General features: G+C 67.1%; 18 protein-coding genes and 1 tRNA gene. 5 read left to right on the top strand and 14 right to left on the bottom strand.

Annotation, left to right across the window (positions count from 1 at the left end):
* Positions 1-16 precede the first annotated feature (16 nt).
* The 5 genes from SLG_RS15910 to zwf form a co-directional block, all read right to left on the bottom strand.
* Positions 17-958: an IS630 family transposase gene (locus tag SLG_RS15910; RefSeq protein WP_014077526.1), complete on the bottom strand. Its 942-nt coding sequence runs from the start codon at positions 956-958 to the stop codon at positions 17-19.
* A 307-nt stretch (positions 959-1,265) separates the two neighbouring features.
* On the bottom strand, positions 1,266-1,895 hold the full coding sequence (gene eda / locus SLG_RS15905) for a bifunctional 4-hydroxy-2-oxoglutarate aldolase/2-dehydro-3-deoxy-phosphogluconate aldolase (protein WP_014077525.1): 630 nt from the start codon (positions 1,893-1,895) through the stop codon (positions 1,266-1,268).
* Positions 1,892-2,863: a glucokinase gene (glk, locus tag SLG_RS15900; protein ID WP_014077524.1), complete on the bottom strand. Its 972-nt coding sequence runs from the start codon at positions 2,861-2,863 to the stop codon at positions 1,892-1,894. The genes eda and glk overlap by 4 nt, the downstream gene beginning before the upstream one ends.
* Positions 2,860-4,695, bottom strand: a complete 1,836-nt coding sequence (gene edd, locus SLG_RS15895; RefSeq protein WP_014077523.1) for a phosphogluconate dehydratase — start codon at positions 4,693-4,695, stop codon at positions 2,860-2,862. Before edd ends, glk begins: the two co-directional genes overlap by 4 nt.
* Positions 4,688-6,154, bottom strand: a complete 1,467-nt coding sequence (gene zwf / locus SLG_RS15890) for a glucose-6-phosphate dehydrogenase (protein ID WP_014077522.1) — start codon at positions 6,152-6,154, stop codon at positions 4,688-4,690. The genes edd and zwf overlap by 8 nt, the downstream gene beginning before the upstream one ends.
* 253 nt (positions 6,155-6,407) lie before the next feature.
* Between zwf and SLG_RS15885 the strand changes: the two genes are divergently transcribed.
* Positions 6,408-6,491, top strand: a tRNA-Leu gene (locus SLG_RS15885).
* A gap of 109 nt (positions 6,492-6,600) precedes the next feature.
* On the opposite strand, the gene SLG_RS15880 is transcribed toward SLG_RS15885, so the two are convergent.
* A complete protein-coding gene (locus SLG_RS15880; protein WP_014077521.1) occupies positions 6,601-6,900 on the bottom strand; it encodes a type II toxin-antitoxin system RelE/ParE family toxin in 300 nt (99 codons plus the stop codon).
* A complete protein-coding gene (locus SLG_RS15875; protein ID WP_014077520.1) occupies positions 6,897-7,163 on the bottom strand; it encodes a type II toxin-antitoxin system ParD family antitoxin in 267 nt (88 codons plus the stop codon). Before SLG_RS15875 ends, SLG_RS15880 begins: the two co-directional genes overlap by 4 nt.
* A 230-nt stretch (positions 7,164-7,393) precedes the next feature.
* Here SLG_RS15875 and SLG_RS15870 point away from each other — a divergent pair, with 230 nt between their 5' ends.
* The 3 genes from SLG_RS15870 (at position 7,394) to SLG_RS15860 (ending at position 12,202) form a co-directional block, all read left to right on the top strand.
* Positions 7,394-7,816 (top strand): Hsp20/alpha crystallin family protein, encoded by a 423-nt coding sequence (locus SLG_RS15870; protein WP_014077519.1) that lies wholly within the window; start codon positions 7,394-7,396, stop codon positions 7,814-7,816.
* Between the two features lie 8 nt (positions 7,817-7,824).
* On the top strand, positions 7,825-10,221 hold the full coding sequence (lon, locus tag SLG_RS15865; protein ID WP_148276625.1) for an endopeptidase La: 2,397 nt from the start codon (positions 7,825-7,827) through the stop codon (positions 10,219-10,221).
* Positions 10,222-10,357: 136 nt separating this feature from the next.
* Positions 10,358-12,202, top strand: a complete 1,845-nt coding sequence (locus SLG_RS15860; protein WP_014077517.1) for a gamma-glutamyltransferase family protein — start codon at positions 10,358-10,360, stop codon at positions 12,200-12,202.
* Between the two features lie 360 nt (positions 12,203-12,562).
* Here the strand turns inward: SLG_RS15860 and SLG_RS15855 are convergent, their stop codons facing one another.
* From SLG_RS15855 to SLG_RS15840, 4 genes are all read right to left on the bottom strand, one after another.
* Positions 12,563-13,492: an electron transfer flavoprotein subunit alpha/FixB family protein gene (locus tag SLG_RS15855; protein ID WP_014077516.1), complete on the bottom strand. Its 930-nt coding sequence runs from the start codon at positions 13,490-13,492 to the stop codon at positions 12,563-12,565.
* Positions 13,489-14,238, bottom strand: coding sequence for an electron transfer flavoprotein subunit beta/FixA family protein (locus tag SLG_RS15850; RefSeq protein WP_014077515.1), 750 nt, complete (start codon positions 14,236-14,238; stop codon positions 13,489-13,491). Before SLG_RS15850 ends, SLG_RS15855 begins: the two co-directional genes overlap by 4 nt.
* A gap of 220 nt (positions 14,239-14,458) precedes the next feature.
* The gene (gene sucC / locus SLG_RS15845; RefSeq protein ID WP_014077514.1) at positions 14,459-15,655 is read right to left on the bottom strand and encodes an ADP-forming succinate--CoA ligase subunit beta; all 1,197 of its coding nucleotides are present in this window, start codon (positions 15,653-15,655) and stop codon (positions 14,459-14,461) included.
* A 110-nt stretch (positions 15,656-15,765) separates the two neighbouring features.
* Positions 15,766-16,122 carry a hypothetical protein gene (locus SLG_RS15840; protein ID WP_231848691.1) on the bottom strand — a complete coding sequence of 119 codons (357 nt, stop codon included), beginning with the start codon at positions 16,120-16,122 and terminating at the stop codon, positions 15,766-15,768.
* Between the two features lie 165 nt (positions 16,123-16,287).
* On the opposite strand from SLG_RS15840, the gene SLG_RS15835 reads away from it, so the two are divergent.
* Entirely contained in the window at positions 16,288-16,698 is a 411-nt protein-coding gene (locus SLG_RS15835; RefSeq protein WP_041393524.1) for a low affinity iron permease family protein, read from the top strand.
* Between the two features lie 78 nt (positions 16,699-16,776).
* Here SLG_RS15835 and SLG_RS15830 read toward each other — a convergent pair whose 3' ends face one another.
* The 3 genes from SLG_RS15830 to uvrA form a co-directional block, all read right to left on the bottom strand.
* On the bottom strand, positions 16,777-17,079 hold the full coding sequence (locus SLG_RS15830; protein ID WP_014077511.1) for a hypothetical protein: 303 nt from the start codon (positions 17,077-17,079) through the stop codon (positions 16,777-16,779).
* A 112-nt stretch (positions 17,080-17,191) separates the two neighbouring features.
* Positions 17,192-17,554: a glycine zipper 2TM domain-containing protein gene (locus SLG_RS15825; RefSeq protein ID WP_014077510.1), complete on the bottom strand. Its 363-nt coding sequence runs from the start codon at positions 17,552-17,554 to the stop codon at positions 17,192-17,194.
* A gap of 235 nt (positions 17,555-17,789) precedes the next feature.
* The gene (gene uvrA / locus SLG_RS15820; RefSeq protein ID WP_014077509.1) at positions 17,790-20,813 is read right to left on the bottom strand and encodes an excinuclease ABC subunit UvrA; all 3,024 of its coding nucleotides are present in this window, start codon (positions 20,811-20,813) and stop codon (positions 17,790-17,792) included.
* Between the last annotated feature and the right edge of the window lie 244 nt (positions 20,814-21,057).

The raw sequence follows: 21,057 nt of genomic DNA, 5'->3' as shown, positions 1-21,057 counted from the left end.
CTAGAGCGTGATCATCTTAGGTTGAAGCATAGCCACTATTTCTGAGATAGTTTGCGCATTCGGTGGGGGAGAAGGCGTCGAGCAGTGATCCGATGCGCTTCCATGTTGCCTCGACTGATCGTTCGTTTGCCTTTCGCAAGAGCGTCTTGAGCTTGGCGAAGACCTGCTCGATTGGGTTGAGGTCAGGGCTGTAGGGCGGCAGGAACAGGAGCTTGGCCCCGCAGCTGCGGATAGCCTCACGCACGGCCTGGCCTTTGTGGCTGCCGAGGTTGTCCATGATGACGATGTCGCCCGGGGCAAGCGTAGGGACGAGGAACTGCTCGACATAGGCAAGGAAGAGTTGGCCGTTGATTGGTCCGTCGAGCACGCACGGGGCATCGATCCGGTCGTGGCGCAGCGCGGCGAGGAAGGTCAGTGTGCGCCAGTGACCGAACGGCACTTTCGCGTGCAGCCTCTGTCCGCGCCAGGCGCGACCGTGGGTGCGGGTCATGTTGGTCTTGGCCCAGGTCTCGTCAATGAAGACGAGGCGCGATGGATCAAGCCGGTTCTGGTACTTGCGCCACTGCATCCGTCGGCGGGCGATGGCGGGACGATCCTGCTCGCTGGCGAACAGGCTTTTTTTGAACGACAGTCCCTCGCGTTCGAGGAACAACCACAGCGCGCCATAACTCGCCTTCACCCCGCGGTCTGCCAGTTCGGCCAGCAAGCCACGCAGCGTCAGATCGGGTTCTGCTGCAACACGCGCCAGCAGCCACTCCCGCTCCGGCAGCAACACCGGCTTGCGGTGCCCGCCCAGTTTGCCTGGGACAACCCCGCCAGTCCGGCGCTGGCGCTGAGACCAACGCACAGCGCTCGCAACGCTCACGCCAAACTGCGCCGCTGCCGTTCGGGCGGAAGCGCCCGACGCCATCGCAGCAACAACCCGCTCACGAAGATCAATCGAATAGGCTCGGCTCATCCCTGCTGGCCTCCTGCCCAGCCAGCAGGTTGAATCAGAAAAATCAGCCCGCGTGAATCCCCAATCGATTCAATCAAACAAGATCACGCTCTAATCGACATCCAGCGCTGGCGGGCTGCAAATGGCGGTTTCCCGAGCTTCCGGTGCTCACGTGCCGTAAGTACGCTGCGCTCCGGGTCCCGAAAAACCACCATTTTCGCCACGCCATCATCTGGAGCCGAAGGCGTCCGTAGGACAATGGCGATCAGCCCCAAGAGGTTGTCGGGCCGGGGTCGCGCAAGCGCCGACAGTCTTTCCAGACGCTCGTTCAGCCCTGTGCGGGTCGGGGCAGCGCCGCCGCTTCCCGGGCGAGCTGTTCGATCTGCGCGGGGTCGGGGGTGCCCTTGGGGGCGACCCAGCTGCCGCCGACGCAGCCGACGAACGGCTGGGCGAGCCAGTCGGCGGCGGTGTCGGCGCTGATGCCGCCGGTGGGGCAGAAGCGGGCCATGTGGAACGGCGCGGCGAGGGCCTTGAGCGCGGGGAGGCCGCCGCTGGTCGCGGCCGGGAAGAATTTGAAGCGATCAAGGCCAAGATCGAGCCCGCGCATGATGTCCGCCGCCGTCGCCACGCCGGGCAGCAGCGCCGTGCCCGCGGCGTGCGCGGCTGTGCCCAGCGGCTCGGTGAGGCCCGGCGAGACGATGAAGCGGGCACCCGCTTCGAGCGCCTGATCGAGCATCCTGGGATTGAGCACCGTGCCCGCGCCGACGACCGCGCCGGGCACCTGCGCCATCTCGCGCATGACCTCCAGCGCCACGGGTGTGCGCATGGTCACTTCCAGCGCGGGGAGGCCGCCCGCGACCAGCGCCTGCGCGATCGGCACGGCATCGGCCACGCGCTCCACGATCAGCACCGGGATCACCGGCGCCAGCGCCATCACATCATCGACTGTCATGCTCATGCTTTCTTCTCGCGCCAGGCGGCGGCTGCGCCGTAAAGGCCGATCTCGGGGTGGATGGCGAGGCGGACCGGGATCGTCCGCATCAGCCCTTCATAGCGGCCCTTGGCGGTGAAGCGACTGTGGAAGCCGCTCTGGTTGACCAGGAAGTCGCGCATCCGCTGGGTGAGGCCGCCGGCCAGCACGACCTGATGCGGGCCATGCGCGAGCGCCAGATCACCCGCCACGGCGCCATAAGAAAGGCAGAAGCGTTCCAGCGCGGAGCGGGCCAGCGGATTGCTGCCGTCCAGCGCCGCCGCCCAGAGATCGGCATCGGACCACAGGGTGACCGGCTCGTGGCTGAGCGTTGCCAGTGCCTTGTAGAGATTGTTGAGGCCGGGCCCCGAGACGATCCGCTCGGTGGACACGCGGACGAAATCGGCGCGCAGGAGATCGAGGATGCGGCCTTCCAGCGCATCGAGCGGCGCGAAATCGACATGGCCGCCCTCGGTGGCGACGATGTGTGGCACGCCATCGTCGAACGCGACGAGCCCGACGCCGAGGCCCGTGCCGGGGCCGAGGATGGTGACGCCGCCATCGGTGGGGAAGGGCTTCTCCGGCCCGAACAGCAGCGGCAGGTCGCGCATCGGTAGCCGCGCCACGGCATGGGCGACGGCCTCGAAGTCATTGACCAGCCGGACGCAGGCAAGGCCGAGATCGGCGGCCAGGCTGGCCGGGCGGACCATCCAGCTCGAATTGGTGAGTTTGATGGTCTCCCGCGCGATCGGCGCGGCGAAGGCGATGGAAAGCCGGTCGGGCAGGTCGCCGCCTTCCTCGCGCTGATAGGCACGCCAGCAGGCCGCGAGGCTGGGATAATCCGCCACCTTGTACTTGCGCACGGTGCCGAGCGTGGGCACGCCATCGGCATCCAGCGTGGCGCGGGCAAAGCGGGCATTGGTGCCCCCGACATCGGCCGCGATGATCTGCGTCACAGCGCGATGTCCCGGTCCATTGCCGCCAGGATGGGCGAGGCGCCGGCCTCCGCGACATCGCTGTGATGGCGGAACAGGGCGAACAGCTCGCGGCCGGTGTCGAACGGCGGGGGCGGGGCCTCGGCCTGCGGGCGCGCGGCCCACTCGGCCTCGTTCACCAGCGCTTCCAGCCGGCCTTCCACGGCGCAGACGCGCACGATGTCGCCATCGCGCAGCTTGCCGACCGGGCCGCCGCCCAGCGCCTCGGGCGAGAGATGGATCGCGGCAGGCACCTTGCCGCTCGCGCCGGACATGCGCCCGTCCGTCACCAGCGCGACCTTGAAGCCCCGGTCCTGCAGCACGCCGAGCGGCGGGGTGAGCTTGTGCAGCTCCGGCATGCCATTAGCGCGCGGGCCCTGGAAGCGGACGACCACGACCACGTCGCGGTCCAGCTCGCCGGCCTTGAAGGCTTCCATGACCTCGTCCTGCCCGGCGAACACGCGGGCGGGCGCCTCGATCGTCCAGCGCGCCGGGTCCACCGCGCTGGTCTTCATGATGCAGCGGCCGAGATTGCCGGCGAGCAGCTTCATGCCGCCATCGGCACTGAAGGGATCGGAGACGGGCCGCAGGATCGCGTCATTGCCGGGCGCCGTGGGCGGCTCGTCCCAGACCAGCGCGTCGTCCACCAGCATGGGGCTGCGGCCATAATCGGTGAGGTCAGCGCGCGCGACGGTCATGATGTCACGGTGGAGCAGGCCATTGCCGAGCAGCTCCGTGATGATCCACGCCATGCCGCCGGCAGCGTGGAAATGGTTCACGTCGTCCGCGCCATTGGGATAGACTCGCGCGAGCAGCGGCACGACCGAGGACAGCTCGGCCAGGTCCGTCCAGTCGATGAGGATGCCGGCCGCGCGGGCGATGGCGGGCAAGTGGATGGCATGGTTGGTCGAGCCGCCGGTGGCGAGCAGGCCGATGGCGGCATTCACGATCGCCTTCTCGTCCACGCAATGGCCGAGCGGGCGATAATCCTCGCCGTCCCAGCCGAGCGACGCCACGCGATGCACGGCGGCACGAGTCAGCTCGCTGCGCAGCCGCGTGCCCGGATTGACGAACGCGGCGCCCGGCATGTGCAGGCCCATCACTTCCATCATCATCTGGTTGGTGTTGGCAGTGCCGTAGAAAGTGCAGGTGCCGGCATCGTGATAGCTGGCGGATTCGCTCTCCAGCAGCTCCTCGCGGCCGACCTTGCCCTCGGCATAGAGCTGGCGGATGCGCTGCTTCTCCTTGTTGGCGAGGCCCGAGGGCATCGGGCCGGCCGGCACGAAGATGGTCGGCAGATGGCCAAAGCGCAGCGCGCCCATCAGCAGCCCCGGCACGATCTTGTCGCAGATGCCCAGCATCAGCGCGCCTTCGAACATCGCATGGCTGAGCGCGATGGCGGTCGAGAGGGCAATGGTGTCGCGCGAGAAGAGCGAGAGCTCCATGCCGGCCTGCCCCTGCGTGACGCCGTCGCACATGGCAGGCACGCCGCCGGCCACCTGCGCGGTGGCGCCCACTTCCCGCGCGGCGATCTTGATCGCCTCGGGATAGCGCCCATAAGGCTGATGGGCCGAGAGCATGTCGTTATAGGCGGTGACGATGCCGATGTTCATGGCCCGGCCGGTGCGGATCGCGGGCTTGTCCTCGCCGCTCGCCGCGAAGCCATGGGCCAGATTGCCGCAGGAGAGCATGTCCCGGTTCGTGCCGGCGTCGCGCCCGCGCTCGATGAGGTCGAGATAGCGCAGCCGGCTCGCGGCACTGCGCGCCGTGACCCGCTCGGTCACTCTCGCGATGACGGGATGAAGGTCAGTCATACCAGCTTGCTCCGTCCCGCTCGATCAGCGCGATGCCGGCCGAGGGACCCCAGGTCCCGGCGGCATATTGCACCACTTTCTGCCCGGATTCCTTCCAGCCGGCGGTGATGCTGTCGATCCATGTCCATTGCGCTTCCACTTCGTCGCGGCGCACGAACAGGGTCGTATCGCCTTCGATCAGATCGAGCAGCAGCCGCTCATAGGCGATCCGCCGCCGCTCATTGGCGAAGGCATGGGCGAGGCTGACGTCGAGCCCGACTTCCTGCAGCTTGACTCCGTCGCGATCGAGGCCGGGTCGCTTGGCCATGATACACAGGCGGATATTCTCGTCCGGCTGCAGGCGGATGATGAGCTGGTTGGGCTCCAGCGCATCGCCATAGCCATTGCGGCGAAAGATGCTGTGGGTGACGGGCTTGAACTGGATCAGGATCTCCGACTGGCGGCTGGGCATGCACTTGCCGGTGCGCAGATAGAAAGGAACGCCCGTCCAGCGCCAGTTGTCGATATGGGCCTTGAGCGCCACGAAGGTCTCGGTGTCCGAAGGCTTGCCCAGCTCCTCGGCATAGCCGGCGATGAGCTTGCCGCCTACCGCGCCTTCCCGATATTGTCCCCGCACGCTGTGGGTGCGCACGCTGTCCGGCTCCATCGGGCGCAGCGAGCGCAGCGCCTTCACCTTCTCGTCGCGCACTGCCGTCGAATCCATCCGCGCGGGCGGCTCCATGGCAATGATGGACAGGATCTGGAGCATGTGGTTCTGCACCATGTCCTTCAGGGCGCCAACGCCGTCATAATAAGAGACGCGGCCTTCCAGCCCCACCGTCTCGGCGACGGTGATCTGCACATGATCGATCGCGCTGGAATTCCACAGCGGCTCGAACAGCCGGTTGCCAAAGCGTAGCGCCATGAGGTTCTGGACCGTCTCCTTGCCCAGATAATGGTCGACGCGGAAGATATGTTCCTCGGGGAAGAGCGCGCCGATGGCGTCGTTCACTTCCTTCGACGACGCCAGATCCTTGCCGATCGGCTTCTCCATGGCGATGCGCGTGTCCGCGCCGATCAGCCCGGCGCCGGCCAGGCCCTGCGCGGTCGGCGCGAAGAGGGACGGGGGCGTCGAGAGATAGACGGCGACAGGCCCGGTGCTGAGCGAGCGGGCCCGTTCCGCCAGCGCAGCGAACTGCGCTTCATCGCCCGCCGAGACGGGGCAGTAGACGATGCGCTCGAGAAATCCGGCGATGCGGTCCTCGTCCAGCAGCTCCGCCTGGGCATAGGTCTTGAGCGCTTCCGCGATCGTGTCGCGAAACGCCGCGTCGTCCATCCGGGTCCGGCCCGAGGCCATGATGTGAAACGGCTCCGGCAGCAGCCCGTCGCACAGCAGATGATAAAGTGAGGGAAACAACATGCGATGGGCAAGATCGCCCGTCGCCCCGAACAAAATCAGAACCGTGGATTTTTCGGCCAAGGGACCCTCATCATAGCGAAGCGCGGACAGGGCCGCGCGTGAGCAGCTTCAGGGGTCAGCTTTACAGTCGCGGACTCATTGCGCAACCGCACAATAAGGCGCGCCGGCAGTCCATGCGCCGGAATCCCGCTTGAATCCGCCATTTCACGGGGCGGGCGCGCCCGGACCATGGTCGAAGGCGCGCAGATGCCCCGAACGGTGAAGCCTCTGGACGCGAACCGGTCTGCCGCTTATGGCCGCACCATCGCGGCGCGCGGGCGTGGCGAAATGGTAGACGCAGCGGACTCAAAATCCGCCGGAGCAATCCATGTCGGTTCGAGTCCGACCGCCCGCACCAATTCCTTCCGCCGAATGTTCAGCCCTGACACTTGAGGGTGAAGAGAATAGGGCGGTTCGACGCCTTCATTCCGGGCGCAGAGGGATAGCGTCCAGCCTGATCGCGCGCATTACGCATCTGGAAACAGGAGTGCCTCGTAATCGCGCGCGCCGTGCAGGATGTGAATGACTGTCACCTGATGCTCATCGGCGCGGTAGAAGATCACATAGTTGCCTTGAACCCTGCGGCGGATGCCCAGATGCTCATAGCGTGGCACCAGCGGAAATCCTTGTGGGAGATCGCCAAGGCCACGCGCCTTGTCCAGCAATTGCGCCACGAACGTGCGGGCGCGCGCGGGATTGTCCAGCGCGATGTAGTCGCCGATCGTCTCCAGGTCGGAAAGAGCTTCGGCGGTGATGACGACCTTCATGGCGCGTCGCGCACGGCTCCGGCGTCCGCATAGCGGGCGTCAAGGCGCGCCGCCGCATCGTCAAGGCTCAGCACGCGCCCGGCGTCGGCATCGGCCAGCCCGCGCGCAATCGAGGCATCGAGCGCCGCAAGGCGAGTTTCGCGTTCGTGGATCAGACGCACGCCTTCCCGCAGGATTTCGCTGCGGGAGTTGTAGCGTCCGGTCTTCACGAGCCGGGCCACAAAGGTTTCGAGCTGTTTTCCGAGATCGACGCTGCTGGCCATGGGGCACCTCCGGAGTCAGGAATATCGCCATCCGATAACTATTATCAAGGATGGTCTCCCTTTCCGCGTCGACAACGCCATCGCGGTGCCCCGGGGTGGCGGGATCGGGGCGTCCCCGTCGTCGCGTCGCGCGCGCCCATTTTGCCGCGCGGCTTGAAAATGGCCTCCCGCATTTCCTTATTAGCGCATGAGCGGCGTGTGCCGCGCCAGCGGATCGCGGGGTGAGGAAGATGAGTTCAGGTCGGTCGCGGCAATGGATGTGGGCTGACGCGGTCGGCCTCATCGACAAGATGGAGCGCCTGCACCGGGAAGGCTATTCCCCGGCGCGCGCGGGGCGTGGCGGCGTGGGCTGGGAGCCCCCCGTGGACATCATCGAGACCGATCATGAAGTGCTCGTGCTGGTCGCACTGCCCGGCGTCGATCCGGAGCAGGCCGAGGCCTTCATCGAGGATGGCGTGCTGGTCGTGCGGGGCCAGCGCGTGCTGCCGCCGGAGATCCGCACCGCGCGCATCCATAGGCTGGAACTGCCGCAGGGGCGCTTCGAGCGGCGTCTCGCGCTGCCCCGTGGCCGTTATCAGGATGTGAGCCGGACGAGCGCGCACGGGTGCCTGCTGGTCACCCTGCACAAGGTGAATGGCGGAGGCCAGTGGTGATGGACAGCATGACCGAACAGAAAAGTCCGGAGCCGGTGCAGGCGCCCGGCGCGAGCGGACCGCAATTGCCCGAGCTGCCCGAGGACGCGATCATCATCGTGCCGGTGCGCAACTTCGTGATGTTCCCGGACGTGGTGATGCCGATGGCGATCGGGCGGCCCGCCTCCATCAATGCGGCGCAGGCCGCCGTGCGCCAGAGCCTGCCAGTGGGTATCCTCGCGCAGCGGGATGCCGGCGTGGACAATCCCGCGCCCAACGACATGCACCGCATGGGCACCATCGCCAATGTGCTGCGCTACGTCACGGCGCAGGACGACACGCATCATCTCATCCTGCAGGGCGAGACGCGCTTTCGCGTGGTCGAGTTCCTGGAGGGCTGGCCTTTCCTCGTGGCGCGGGTCGCGCGCGTGGCCGAACCGGAAAGCGACGCCCCCGAGATCGAGGCGCGGATCATCAACCTGCGGCGGCAGGCGCTGGAGACGGTGGAGCTTCTGCCGCAGGCGCCGCAGGGCCTGGGCGACGCGATCCGCAACATCGGCTCGGCGTCCACGCTGGCGGACACGGTCGCGGCCTATCTCGACATGGGCGCGGACGAGAAGCAGGAGATACTGGAAACCGTCGCGCTCGACGTGCGGCTGGACAAGGTGTCGCGCGCGCTGGCCCAGCGCCTGCAGGTGCTGCGCCTCTCCGCGGAGATCGGCCGGGACGTGCAGGAAACGCTCGGCTCGCGGCAGCGCGAGGCGCTGCTGCGCGAGCAGATGGCCGCGATTCAGCGCCAGCTTGGCGAGGATGACGGCAAGGCCGCCGAAGTGGCGGAAATCAGCGAGAAGATCGAGAAAGCCGGCATGCCGGCGGACGTGGAGGCGCAGGCACGCAAGGAACTGCGCCGGCTGGAGAGCACGCCCGACGGCGCCGCCGAGCACGGCATCATCCGCACCTATCTCGACTGGCTGACCGAGCTTCCCTGGCAATTGCCCGAGGAAAAGCCGATCGACATCGCGCAGGCGCGGGCGGTGCTGGACGCGGACCATTACGGGCTGGAGAAGATCAAGCGGCGCATCGTCGAGTATCTCGCGGTGCGCAAGCTGGCGCCGGAAGGCAAGGCGCCGATCCTGTGCTTCGTCGGCCCGCCCGGCGTGGGCAAGACCTCGCTCGGCCAGTCGATCGCGCGGGCGATGGGCCGACCGTTCGTGCGGGTGAGCCTGGGCGGCGTCCATGACGAAGCGGAGATCCGGGGCCACCGGCGCACCTATATCGGCGCGCTGCCGGGCAACATCATCCAGGCGATCCGCAAGGCCGGCACGCGCGACTGCGTGATGATGCTCGACGAGATCGACAAGCTGGGGCAGGGCATGCATGGCGACCCCTCCGCCGCCATGCTGGAAGTGCTCGATCCCGAGCAGAACGGCACGTTCCGCGACAATTATCTGGCGCTGCCGTTCGACCTCTCGCGGGTCGTCTTCATCGCGACCGCCAACATGCTGGACTCCATTCCCGGCCCGCTGCGCGATCGCATGGAGATCATCAGTCTCGCCGGCTATACCGAGGAAGAGAAGCTCGCCATCGCGCGCCGCTACCTCGTGCGGCGGCAGCTCGAGGCGAACGGCGTGACAGCCGAGCAAGTCACTGTCAGCGACGCGGTGCTGGAAGCGATCATCCGCTTCTACACCCGCGAGGCGGGCGTGCGGAACCTGGAGCGCGAGATCGGCAAGACCATCCGCCATGCCGCCGTGCGCATCGCCGAGGGAACGGCCAGCCATGTCGACATCACGCCCGACGATCTGCAGGAGATCCTCGGCGGGCGCATCTTCGAGAACGAAGTCGCGCAGCGGACCAGCGTGCCGGGCGTGGCGACCGGCATGGCATGGACGCCGGTGGGCGGGGACATCCTGTTCATCGAGGCGACGATGATGCCCGGCAATGGCCGGCTCATCCTCACCGGCCAGCTGGGCGACGTGATGAAGGAAAGCGTGCAGGCTGCGCTCAGCCTCGTCAAGAGCCGCGCCGACGCGCTGGGCATCGCGCGCGAGACGTTCGAGAAGAACGACGTCCACGTCCATGTGCCCGCTGGCGCGACGCCCAAGGACGGGCCGAGCGCGGGCGTGGCGATGTTCCTGGCGCTCACTTCTCTGTTCACCGGGCGCACGGTGCGCAGCGACACCTCGATGACCGGCGAAATCTCGCTGCGCGGGCTGGTGCTGCCGGTGGGCGGCATCAAGGAGAAGGTCGTGGCGGCGGCGGGCGCCGGCATCACTCGCGTGATGCTGCCGGCCCGCAACCGGCGGGACTTCGACGACATCCCGGTCAGCGCCCGCGACAAGCTGGAATTCATCTGGCTGGAGACGGTCGAGGATGCGCTGGCGGCTGGGCTGGAAGAGGAACCGGAGGCCGGGGCGCCATCCTGACGTGACGGCGGGGCAGGGGCGGGCGTCCGTCCTCTCCCTGACCGGCCTTCCTGACCGGCCCTGACCGGCGCGCGCGATATTCCTGTTGCCCATCCGCGATCGAGCGATGAGGATGGCGCAAAGAGGAGATCCCGCCATGCGCCGTCGCACGTTCCTGGCCGCCCTGCCGGCCGCCGCCACCATGCCTGCCCTTGCTGCTGCCCGTCCGCAGGGAGCGGGCGCGTCCGGAGGCGAGGCCGCCGCGCCGCAAGCGCCCGCATGGCCGGCCGGCGAGGATCGCTATATGCGGCCGGACGTCCATGCCGGCGACCGGCCGATCGGCGCGTCCTTCGCTTCGCGCACGGCGGTCTACGGGCTGAACGGCGCGGCAGGCACGTCGCACCCGCTCGCGACGCAGGTGGGCATCGACATTCTCCGGCGCGGCGGATCGGCCGTGGACGCGGCCATCGCCATCAATGCCTGCCTAGGCCTGCTGGAGCCCACGGCCTGCGGCATCGGCGGCGATGTCTATGCGATGATCTGGGACCCGGCGCAGCACAAGGTGGTGGGCCTCGCGGGATCGGGCCGGTCGCCGCGTGGCCTCTCGCTGGAGACAGTGCGCAGCCGCGCGAAGAATGGCGTGCTTCCCTCGCACGGCGCGATCAGCGTGTCCGTCCCCGGCGCGGTCGACGGCTGGTGGACCATGCACCAGCGCTACGGCAAGCTGCCCTGGGCGAGCCTGTTCGAGCCCGCCATCGCACTGGCCGAAGCCGGTGCGCCGGTGCCGGACATGATCGCCTTCTACATCCGGCGCGGCATGGCGCTGTTCGCCCGCAGCGGCAACGGCATCGAGGAGACCGCCAACGCGCTGCGCACATGGGGCATGGCCGACGGCAAGGGGCCGCGCGCGGGCCAGGTGTTCCGCAATCCCGACCTCGCCCGCACCTACCGGGCGATCGCGGCCGGGGGGCGCGACGCTTATTATCAGGGCGAGATCGCCGATGTGATCGACCGCTATTTCCAGCGCATCGGCGGCTGGCTGCGCAAGGCGGACCTGGCGGCGCATCGCTCCGAATGGATCGAGCCGGCGCGCACGGACTATCGCGGCGCCACCGTCCACGCGATCGGCGCGAACACGCAGGGCATCGCTACGCTGCAGATGCTCAACATCCTGGAGCATTTCGACATGGACGCGGCCGGCTTCCAGTCGCCCCTGTCGATCCATCTCCAGATCGAGGCCAAGCGCCTCGCTTATGAGGACCGGGCGCGCTATTATGCCGATCCGCAATTCGCGCAGGTGCCGGTCGAGTGGCTGGTCTCCAAGGATTATGCCGCGCAGCGCGCCAAGCTCATCCGCCCGGACCGCATCCTGACGCCGGTCCATCCCGGACAGGCGCCGAGCCGGGGCGACACCACCTATTTCAGCTGCGCCGATGCCTCGGGGCTGATGGTGTCGATGATCCAGTCGAATTTCCGGGGCATGGGATCAGGGCTGGTGGCGGACGGCCTGGGCTTCATGTTCCAGGATCGCGGGCAGCTCTTCAGCCTGCAGGATGGCCACCCGAACATCTACGCGCCCGGCAAGCGGCCCTTCCAGACGATCATCCCCGGTTTCGCCACGCGCGGGGACGACCCGTGGATGAGCTTCGGCGTGATGGGCGGCGACATGCAGCCGCAGGGGCAGGCGCAGGTCATCGTCAATCGTGTCGACTATGGGCTGGAGATCCAGTCCGCCGGCGATGCGCCGCGCTGGCATCATGAGGGCTCGTCCGAAACCATGGGCGAGGATGATCCCACGATGGGCCCCAAAGGCCTGCTGCGGCTGGAAAGCGGCGTCCCGCAAGCGACCAAGCAGGCGCTGGCCGGCATGGGCTGGACGCTCGGCGAGTCCGATGGCGGCTTCGGGCGCTATCAATGCGTGGAGCACCGCATGGATGGCGATACCCGCGTCTATGCCGCCGCCAGCGAGATGCGGGCGGATGGCTGCGCGCTGGCTTATTGAGGGGGGTGGGGGGCTCCGGTCTCAATCCCGGGAACGGCGCAGTGACGTGATTTGGACGAATAGGGATTTATGCGGAGGATATCGATTGCGCTGGCCTGTGCCTGCGTTGCTGCCCAGCCGGCACAGGGCTTCTTTTGGCAACGGGTGCGGTAGCGGCGTGCGTCTGAGTTTCAGTGAACCGAAGTCAGTAGAGCGCCGGAAGGATTAATGCCGCATTGCATTGCCGCCGCCGGCGGGCGGCTTGCGGGCAAGGCCGGAATCGGATCGCCATTCCCCGTCTCTCGCCCCCCGCATAAAAAAAACGGGCCGGTTGCCCGGCCCGCTCCTGTCTTCTGGTTGGCGGGCGTTCCGCCGGGGCGTTCAGAGCTTTTCGGTGAGCTCCGGGACGGCCTTGAAGAGGTCCGCGACCAGGCCGATGTCGGCGATCTGGAAGATCGGGGCGTCTTCGTCCTTGTTGATGGCGATGATGGTCTTGCTGTCCTTCATGCCCGCAAGGTGCTGGATCGCGCCCGAGATGCCGACGGCGATGTAGACCTCCGGCGCCACGATCTTGCCGGTCTGGCCGACCTGATAGTCATTGGGCACATAGCCCGCGTCCACGGCGGCGCGGCTGGCGCCCACGGCGGCGCCGAGCTTGTCGGCCAGCGGCTCGATGATCGCGTGGTAATTATCCCCGCTGCCAAGGCCGCGACCGCCCGAGACGATGATCTTCGCGCCGGTGAGTTCGGGCCGCTCGGACGTGGCCAGTTCCTCGGAGACGAAGCTCGAAAGGCCGCTTTCGCCCGCGCCCGCGACGGCTTCCACCGTGCCGGTGCCGCCCTCGGCCGCTGCCTTCTCGAAGGCCGTGCCGCGCACGGTGATGACGAGCTTCTTGTCACTCGTCTGCACTTTCGCGATGGCATTGCCCGCGTAAATGGGCCGCGTGAACATGTCCGGCCCGTCCACCGCGATGATGTCGCTGATCTGCATCACGTCGAGCAGGGCAGCCACGCGCGGGGCGATGTTCTTGCCGTTCGTCGTCGCGCTGGCGAGGAAAGCGTCATGATCGGCCATCAGCGTTGCGACCAGCGGCGCCACATTCTCGGGCAGCTGATGCGCATAGGCCGCGTCATCGGCGAGATGGACCTTTGCCACGCCCGTGATCTTCGCGGCCGCTTCCGCCACGGCAGCGCAGCCCGCGCCGGCGACCAGCAGATGGACCTCGCCCAGCTTGGCTGCAGCGCTCACGGTGTGGAGCGTCGCGTCCTTCAGGCTTGCATTGTCATGCTCGACAAGAACCAGCGTCTTCATGCCGCAACTCCCAGAGCCTTCAGTTTCTCGACCAGTTCGTCCACGCTGGACACCTTGATCCCGGCCTGCCGGCTGGGCGGCTCGCTGACGTTGAGCGTGGTGATGCGCGGCGTCATGTCCACGCCATAGTCAGCCGGCGTCTTCTGCGCGAGCGGCTTGGACTTGGCCTTCATGATGTTGGGCAGCGAGGCATAGCGCGGCTCGTTGAGGCGCAGGTCCGTGGTCACGATGGCGGGGAGCTTGAGCGCCACCGTCTCGAGGCCGCCGTCCACTTCGCGCGTCACATTGGCGGTGTCGCCGGACACCTCGACCTTGCTGGCGAAAGTGCCCTGCGCCCAGCCGAGCAGCGCGGCGAGCATCTGGCCGGTCTGGTTGCTGTCATCATCGATGGCCTGCTTGCCCAGGATGACGAGCGAGGGCTGTTCCTCATCGGCCACGGCCTTCAGCAGCTTGGCGACCGCGAGCGGCTCGGCCACGCCTTCATGCGTGATGAGGATCGCGCGGTCCGCACCCATCGCCAGCGCGGTGCGCAGCGTATCCTGCGCCTTGGGCTCACCGATGGAGACGGCGACGACTTCCGTCGCCACGCCCTTCTCCTTCAGGCGGATGGCTTCCTCCACCGCGATCTCATCGAACGGGTTCATGCTCTGCTTGACATTGGCGAGGTCCACGCCGCTGCCGTCCGCCTTCACCCGTGGCTTGAGATTGTAATCGAGCACCCGTTTCACCGGGACAAGAATCTTCATGGAAGCTCTCCGCAAGACATTGCCTGATCGCTATTCTATATAGCATTTTGCGCGATTGCACAGGCCTCGCGGCCCGCCTTCACGCGCTGTCTATAGAGCGCAGCGCGCCGGAAATCAGCGAAATTTTGCTTTGCGCCGCCGTTGTTCCGGCTTGAGCGGATGCGAAGCGGGCGCCCCCTCTCGCGGGAGCGCCCGTTCCGTAGCGGCAGCGCGAAAGCGCTCAGCCCAGCTTTTTCACCTCGGCCACGATCTTGCGGGCGGCATCGCCCAGATCGTCGGCCGGCACGATGGCGAGGCCGGAGTTGGCGAGGATTTCCTTGCCCTGCGCCACGTTCGTGCCTTCGAGGCGCACGACCAGCGGCACGGAGAGGTTCACTTCCTTGGCGGCCGCGACGATGCCATCGGCAATGATGTCGCAGCGCATGATGCCGCCGAAGATGTTGACGAGGATGCCCTTCACGGCCGGGTCGGACAGGATGATCTTGAACGCCGCCGTCACCTTCTCCTTGGAGGCGCCGCCGCCCACGTCGAGGAAGTTGGCGGGGAACATGCCGTTCAGTTTGATGATGTCCATCGTCGCCATGGCGAGGCCGGCCCCGTTGACCATGCAGCCGATGTCGCCATCCAGCTTGATATAGGCGAGGTCGTACTTGCTCGCCTCCAACTCCATCGGGTCTTCTTCGGTCTCGTCGCGCAGGTCCATCAGATCCGGGTGACGGAACAGGGCATTGCCGTCGAAGCCGACCTTGGCGTCGAGCACCTGGATCTTGCCGCCGGCGATCGCGAGGGGGTTGATCTCGATCTGGCTGGCATCGGTGCCGAGGAACGCCTTGTAGAGCGCGCCCGCGACCTTGGCGGCCTGCTTGGCGAGATCGCCCGAAAGCTCCAGCGCGGCAGCCACGCGGCGGCCATGATGCGGCATGAAGCCGGTCGCGGGATCGATGGTGATGGTGTGGATCTTCTCGGGCGTCGAATGCGCCACTTCCTCGATATCCATGCCGCCCTCGGTCGAGGCGACCATGGCGATGCGGCCGCTCGCGCGGTCGACGAGCAGGGCGAGGTAGAATTCCTTGTCGATGTCGACGCCATCGGTGATGTAGAGGCGGTTGACCTGCTTGCCGGCCTCGCCGGTCTGGATCGTCACCAGCGTGTTGCCGAGCATGTCCTTCGCATGGGCCTCGACTTCCTCGAGCGTCTTGGCGAGGCGGACGCCGCCCTTGGCATCGGGGCCGAGTTCCTTGAACTTGCCCTTGCCGCGGCCGCCCGCGTGGATCTGCGCCTTCACCACATAAAGCGGCCCGGGCAGCTTCTTCGCGGCCTCGACGGCTTCCTCCACGGTGAGCGCGGCGAAACCGGCGGGCACGGGGGCGCCGAACTTGGCGAGCAGTTCCTTGGCCTGATATTCATGAATGTTCATGGACGCATTTTCCTGAGCGAGAGGGATGGGAGCGCCATAGCGCCCTGCGCCGGAAAGTGCGTTGCAAAGTTGCGAAGTGATCCGGCCGGACGCTGGCCGGCAGGCGCCGCTCAGCCGAGCGAGCAGCCCAGCGCCGCGGACGCAGTGACGCGAATGATCTCCGGATCCTGCATCGCGCGCAGGTGGCGCATCAGTTCGTTATAGCTGGTGCGGCTCGGATCGAGATCGGCTGTCCTGCCGAGCGAGCGCAGCTTCATGAGCTGGCCGGTGCTGAGCTTCTCGACCATCGGCCTTGCCATGCAGCGCGCCATCGGCTCGCTGAGCCCGGCATTGACGAGGCCCTGGCGCAGCTGCGCTTCCGGCGTGGCGCAGGCGGAAAGCGCGAGGAGGGCGCAAAGCGGCGCCAGAGCGAAAGCGGCACGGCGCGAGAGGGCGGGACGGGGCGTGTGAACGAGTGGGGCGGGCATGGGCATGGGGCTTCCTATAGATCGCCGCGTGGTGCGCGCAAAGGGGCAGGGCGATCCGGCGGCAGCCCGGCGGGGGAGAAGCCGATTGACGCGCGCGCCGCGCCGACGCATCGCATGGGTTACCCCGCGGGCCGCATGGTCGCCCGCCGATGGAGCTGCATGTCCATGGATCGCTTCTTCTCCGATATCGCCAGCCGCATGGCGACACTGGCCGGTCAGCCGAAAACCTTCTTCCTGGCGCTGGGCACGATCATCGTGTGGGGCATCAGCGGCCCGATCTTCCAGTGGTCGGACACCTGGCAGCTGGTCATCAACACAGGGACGACGATCGTCACCTTCCTGATGGTGTTCCTCATCCAGAACGCCCAGAACCGCGACGCGAGCGCCATGCAGGTGAAGCTCGACGAGCTCATCCGCGCGATGAAGACCGCGCGCAATGACTATATCGGCATCGAGCATCTGACCGATATCGAGATCTGCCGCATCCGGGAAGCGCTGGAAAAGGACCAAGGCATCGAAGGGGCCTTGCGCAGGCAGCAGAGCGAGGCGCTGATTCGCCTGGTCGAGCGCCGCTGAACGGGCCGCCGCCGCCCCATGTCATTGGGCGGCGGGGTGCTCTTCCCTCGCGGACGCGGCGAAGCCCGGGCGGGCGGTTCAGCTTTCCTGCGGCATCGCCTTGGGATCGACCGGCCAGGGATGGGCAGCGGCGGGGCTGGAGACATCGTCCATCGCCGGCGTTTTCGTGGCCTTGCTTTTGGGCGTGGCAGGCGGCGCGCGGCGGGCGGACGAGGCGCTCTTGGCCGCATCGCTCCAGCGCTGATCGAGCCTGGAGCGCGCTCGTTCCGCGCCTTCGCGCAGGCGCTGCTTGGGCCCTTCGAGCTTGCCCTCCCGGTTCGCCCGGATGAGCCGGCTGCCGATGAACGCAGCGACGGCGCCGGTCAGAAAAGTCCTCAGCATGATTCTCTCCTTTCGTGGGGGCGAATGCGCCCCGCTCTCCAGCAGCCAACGTGCGGCGGCAGGGCCGGTTCCTGCCGGGAGGGCAGGGCCGGCCCGCGCCGCCCGCCGCGTCTCAGCGGCAGCGCACCTGGCCGCGATCCACCTCGCGCCCGATGACCGCGCCACCCGCCGCGCCGAGGATGGTGCCCAGCGTCTTGTTGCCGTCCGGCGCGATGACGTTGCCGAGCACGCCACCGGCGAGACCGCCGATGATGGTGCCGCGCGTGCCGTCCGGCTTCTGGCAGTAATAATTGCCGTCGCGATCCCGATAGACCCGGTCGCCCCGGCCCATCACATGCTCGCCGCCGCGATGGCCGTCGCCGCGATAGCCGTAACGCGGCCGGTCATTGCCATAGTCGCTGCAGGCGCCGAGCGGCAGCGCGAGGACAAGAGCGACGGGCGCGAGGAAAAGGGCGCGGGCGTGGGGAATAGTCATGAGTCTGGCCTTTCATTGCAGAGCGGAGGACGGGCACAGAGCGTCCGCCTCTCCACCGGGGAGAATGGTCGGGCGCGGCAGGCGGTTCCGCAAGGGAGGCTAACCCGCCTGCCGTGGGAGCCGTGATCCTCGTCCGTCGCAATGTGGGAGGAGAGCGAGCAAGGCGCGCCAATGCCCTGCGCTCCCACAGCCTCGCGCAGCGCCTCGTTTGCCATTCCCCCGACGGGGCGGAAAATTACTCCGCTGCGACCTTCGCGCTGCCCTTGGCCAGCAGCGGCGCGAGATAGTGGCCGGTGTAGCTGCGCTTCTCCTTCACCACCTGCTCGGGCGTACCGGTCGCGACGATCTCGCCACCCTTGACGCCGCCTTCCGGCCCGAGGTCGATGATATAGTCCGCCGTCTTGATGACATCGAGATTATGCTCGATGACGACGACGCTGTTGCCTTGCTCGACCAGCGCATGAAGCACTTCGAGCAGCTTGCGGACATCCTCGAAATGGAGGCCGGTGGTGGGTTCGTCCAGAATGTAGAGCGTGTTGCCGGTCGCGCGGCGGCTCAGCTCCTTGGCGAGCTTGACGCGCTGGGCCTCGCCGCCCGAGAGCGTCGTCGCCTGCTGGCCGACCTTCACATAGCCCAGGCCCACTTCGGCGAGCATGGCCATCCGGTCGCGAATGGGCGGCACGGCCTTGAAGAACTCGACCGCGTCTTCCACCGTCATGTCCAGCACGTCGGCGATGCTGTGGCCCTTGAACTTCACTTCCAGCGTCTCGCGATTGTAGCGCTTGCCGTGGCATTCCTCGCACGTGACGTAGACGTCCGGCAGGAAGTGCATCTCGATCTTGATGACGCCGTCGCCCTGGCAGACCTCGCAGCGGCCGCCCTTCACGTTGAAGGAGAAGCGCCCCGGCTTGTAGCCGCGCGCCTGTGCCTCGGGCAGGCCCGCGAACCAGTCGCGGATATTGGTGAAGGCGCCGGTATAGGTCGCCGGGTTGGAGCGCGGGGTGCGGCCGATGGGCGACTGATCGATGTCGATCACCTTGTCGAGATGCTCCAGCCCCTCGATCTTGTCATGCGCGCCGGCGATGACGCGGGCGCCATTGAGCGTGCGGGCGCTGGCGGCATAAAGCGTGTCGATGGTGAAGCTCGATTTGCCCGAGCCGGAGACGCCGGTGATGCAAGTGAAAGTGCCGAGCGGGATGCTCGCGGTCACGCTCTTGAGATTGTTCGCCCGCGCGCCCTTGACGGTAAGCTTCTTGCCGCTGCCCTTGCGGCGCCGCGCCGGCACCGCGATCTCGCGCGCGCCAGTGAGATAATCGGCCGTGAGCGAGCCTTCCGTCGCCAGCACGTCCGCAAGGCTGCCCTGCGCGACGATGGTGCCGCCATGCACGCCCGCGCCCGGCCCCATGTCCACGACATGGTCGGCGGCGCGGATCGCATCCTCGTCATGCTCCACGACGATGACGGTGTTGCCGAGATCGCGCAGGCGCTTGAGGGTCACGAGCAGCATGTCATTGTCGCGCTGGTGCAGGCCGATGCTGGGCTCGTCCAGCACGTACAGCACGCCCGAGAGGCCCGAACCGATCTGGCTGGCGAGGCGGATGCGCTGGCTTTCGCCACCGGAGAGCGTGCCGCTGGTGCGATCCAGATTGAGATAATCGAGGCCGACATTGTTGAGGAAGCCGAGCCGCTCGTCGATCTCCTTGAGGATGGCGCGGGCGATCTGATTCTGCTGCTCGCCAAGCTGGGCGGGAAGCGCGGCGAACCAGGCCAGCGCGTCCACGACCGACATGCGGGTGGGCGTGGCGATATCCGTGCCGGCGACCTTGACCGCCAGCGCCTCGGGCTTGAGGCGCGCGCCGCCGCAGGTCTCGCAGGGCTGGGCGGTCTGGAACTTGCCCAGCTCCTCGCGCATCCAGGCGCTTTCCGTCTGCAGCATGCGGCGATTGAGATTGCCGATCACGCCTTCGAACGGCTTGCGCACGTCATAGGACTTGCGGCCGTCCTGGAAGGTGAGGGTGACCGGCTTGCCGCCCGTGCCATGCAGGATGATGAGGCGGACCTCACCGGGCAGCTCGTTCCACGGCGTCTCGAGGCTGAAGCCGAACTCCTTCGCGAGCGAGGCCAGCACCTGCATGTAATAAGGCGAGGGCGGATTGGACTTGGCCCAGGGAACAATGGCGCCCTTCTTGAGGCTCAGCGCCTCATTGGGGACGACAAGCTGCTCGTCGAATTCCAGCTTCTCGCCGAGGCCGTCGCAGGCCGGGCAGGCACCCTGCGGCGCGTTGAAGGAGAACAGGCGCGGCTCGATCTCGGGAATGGTGAAACCGCTGACCGGACAGGCAAATTTTTCCGAGAAGATGATGCGGTTGGCCGGGATGCCGGCGTTCTTCATGCCTTTGTTAGCCCTCCCTCCCTCAGGTGGGAGGGTTGGGAGGGGGGAAGACTCGGCGCTGAAGCTCTGCGGCATCTCGCGCAATTCGGACGCGCTGCCCCTCTCCCCGGCCCTCTCCCCTGAAGGGGCGAGGGAGTCGAGCGTCCCATCGGCCAGATCGACATAAGCGAGGCCATCCGCCAGCTTGAGCGCGGTCTCGAAGCTCTCGGCGAGGCGCTGGGCGATGTCCGGCTTCACCGCGATGCGGTCCACCACCACTTCGATGTCGTGCTTGTACTTCTTGTCGAGCGCGGGCGCTTCCTCGATCGGGTAGAATTCCCCGTCGATGCGCACCCGCGTGAAGCCGGCGCGCTGCCATTCCGCCAGCTCCTTGCGATACTCGCCCTTGCGGCCGCGCACGACCGGGGCGAGCAGGTAGAGCCGCGTGCCTTCCGGCAGCGCCAGCACGCGGTCGACCATCTGGCTCACCGTCTGCGCGCTGATCGGCAGGCCGGTCGCGGGCGAATAAGGGATGCCGACACGCGCCCAGAGCAGGCGCATATAATCGTAGATCTCGGTGACGGTGGCGACCGTGGAGCGCGGATTGCGGCTCGTCGTCTTCTGCTCGATGCTGATGGCCGGCGAGAGACCGTCGATATGCTCGACATCCGGCTTCTGCATCATCTCCAGGAACTGGCGCGCATAAGCCGAGAGCGACTCGACATAGCGCCGCTGGCCCTCGGCATAGATGGTGTCGAAGGCAAGGCTGGACTTGCCCGAACCCGACAGGCCCGTGATGACGATGAGGGCATCGCGCGGCAGATCGACGTCCACGCCCTTGAGATTGTGCTCGCGCGCGCCGCGCACGGAAATTGTCGTGAGACTCATGTCCGCTGTTCTATCTTCGTTCTTCCGGGGAATCCAGAGGGCAAGATAGGAAGTGCAGGGGGGCAATAACAAGGGCAGGTGGCGACGGGTCGTCGCATGGTCTCGCGCCAAGGGGAGGCGCGCCGTCTTGATCCTGGTCATGGCAGGTCAAGGTGGCGGGCTCTATTTCAGGGGCAGCCTCTGCCCTGCGGCGTTCGCCGGAAGGCGCGCGGGCGGGACGGCAGCGAACATGGATAGCAAGGAG

Origin of the sequence: Sphingobium sp. SYK-6 (genome assembly GCF_000283515.1) — a bacterium.
GTDB classification, from domain to species: Bacteria; Pseudomonadota; Alphaproteobacteria; order Sphingomonadales; family Sphingomonadaceae; genus Sphingobium; species Sphingobium lignivorans.
Note: the sequence above shows the minus strand (reverse complement) of the source record. Positions and strands in the feature narration are given on the sequence as shown.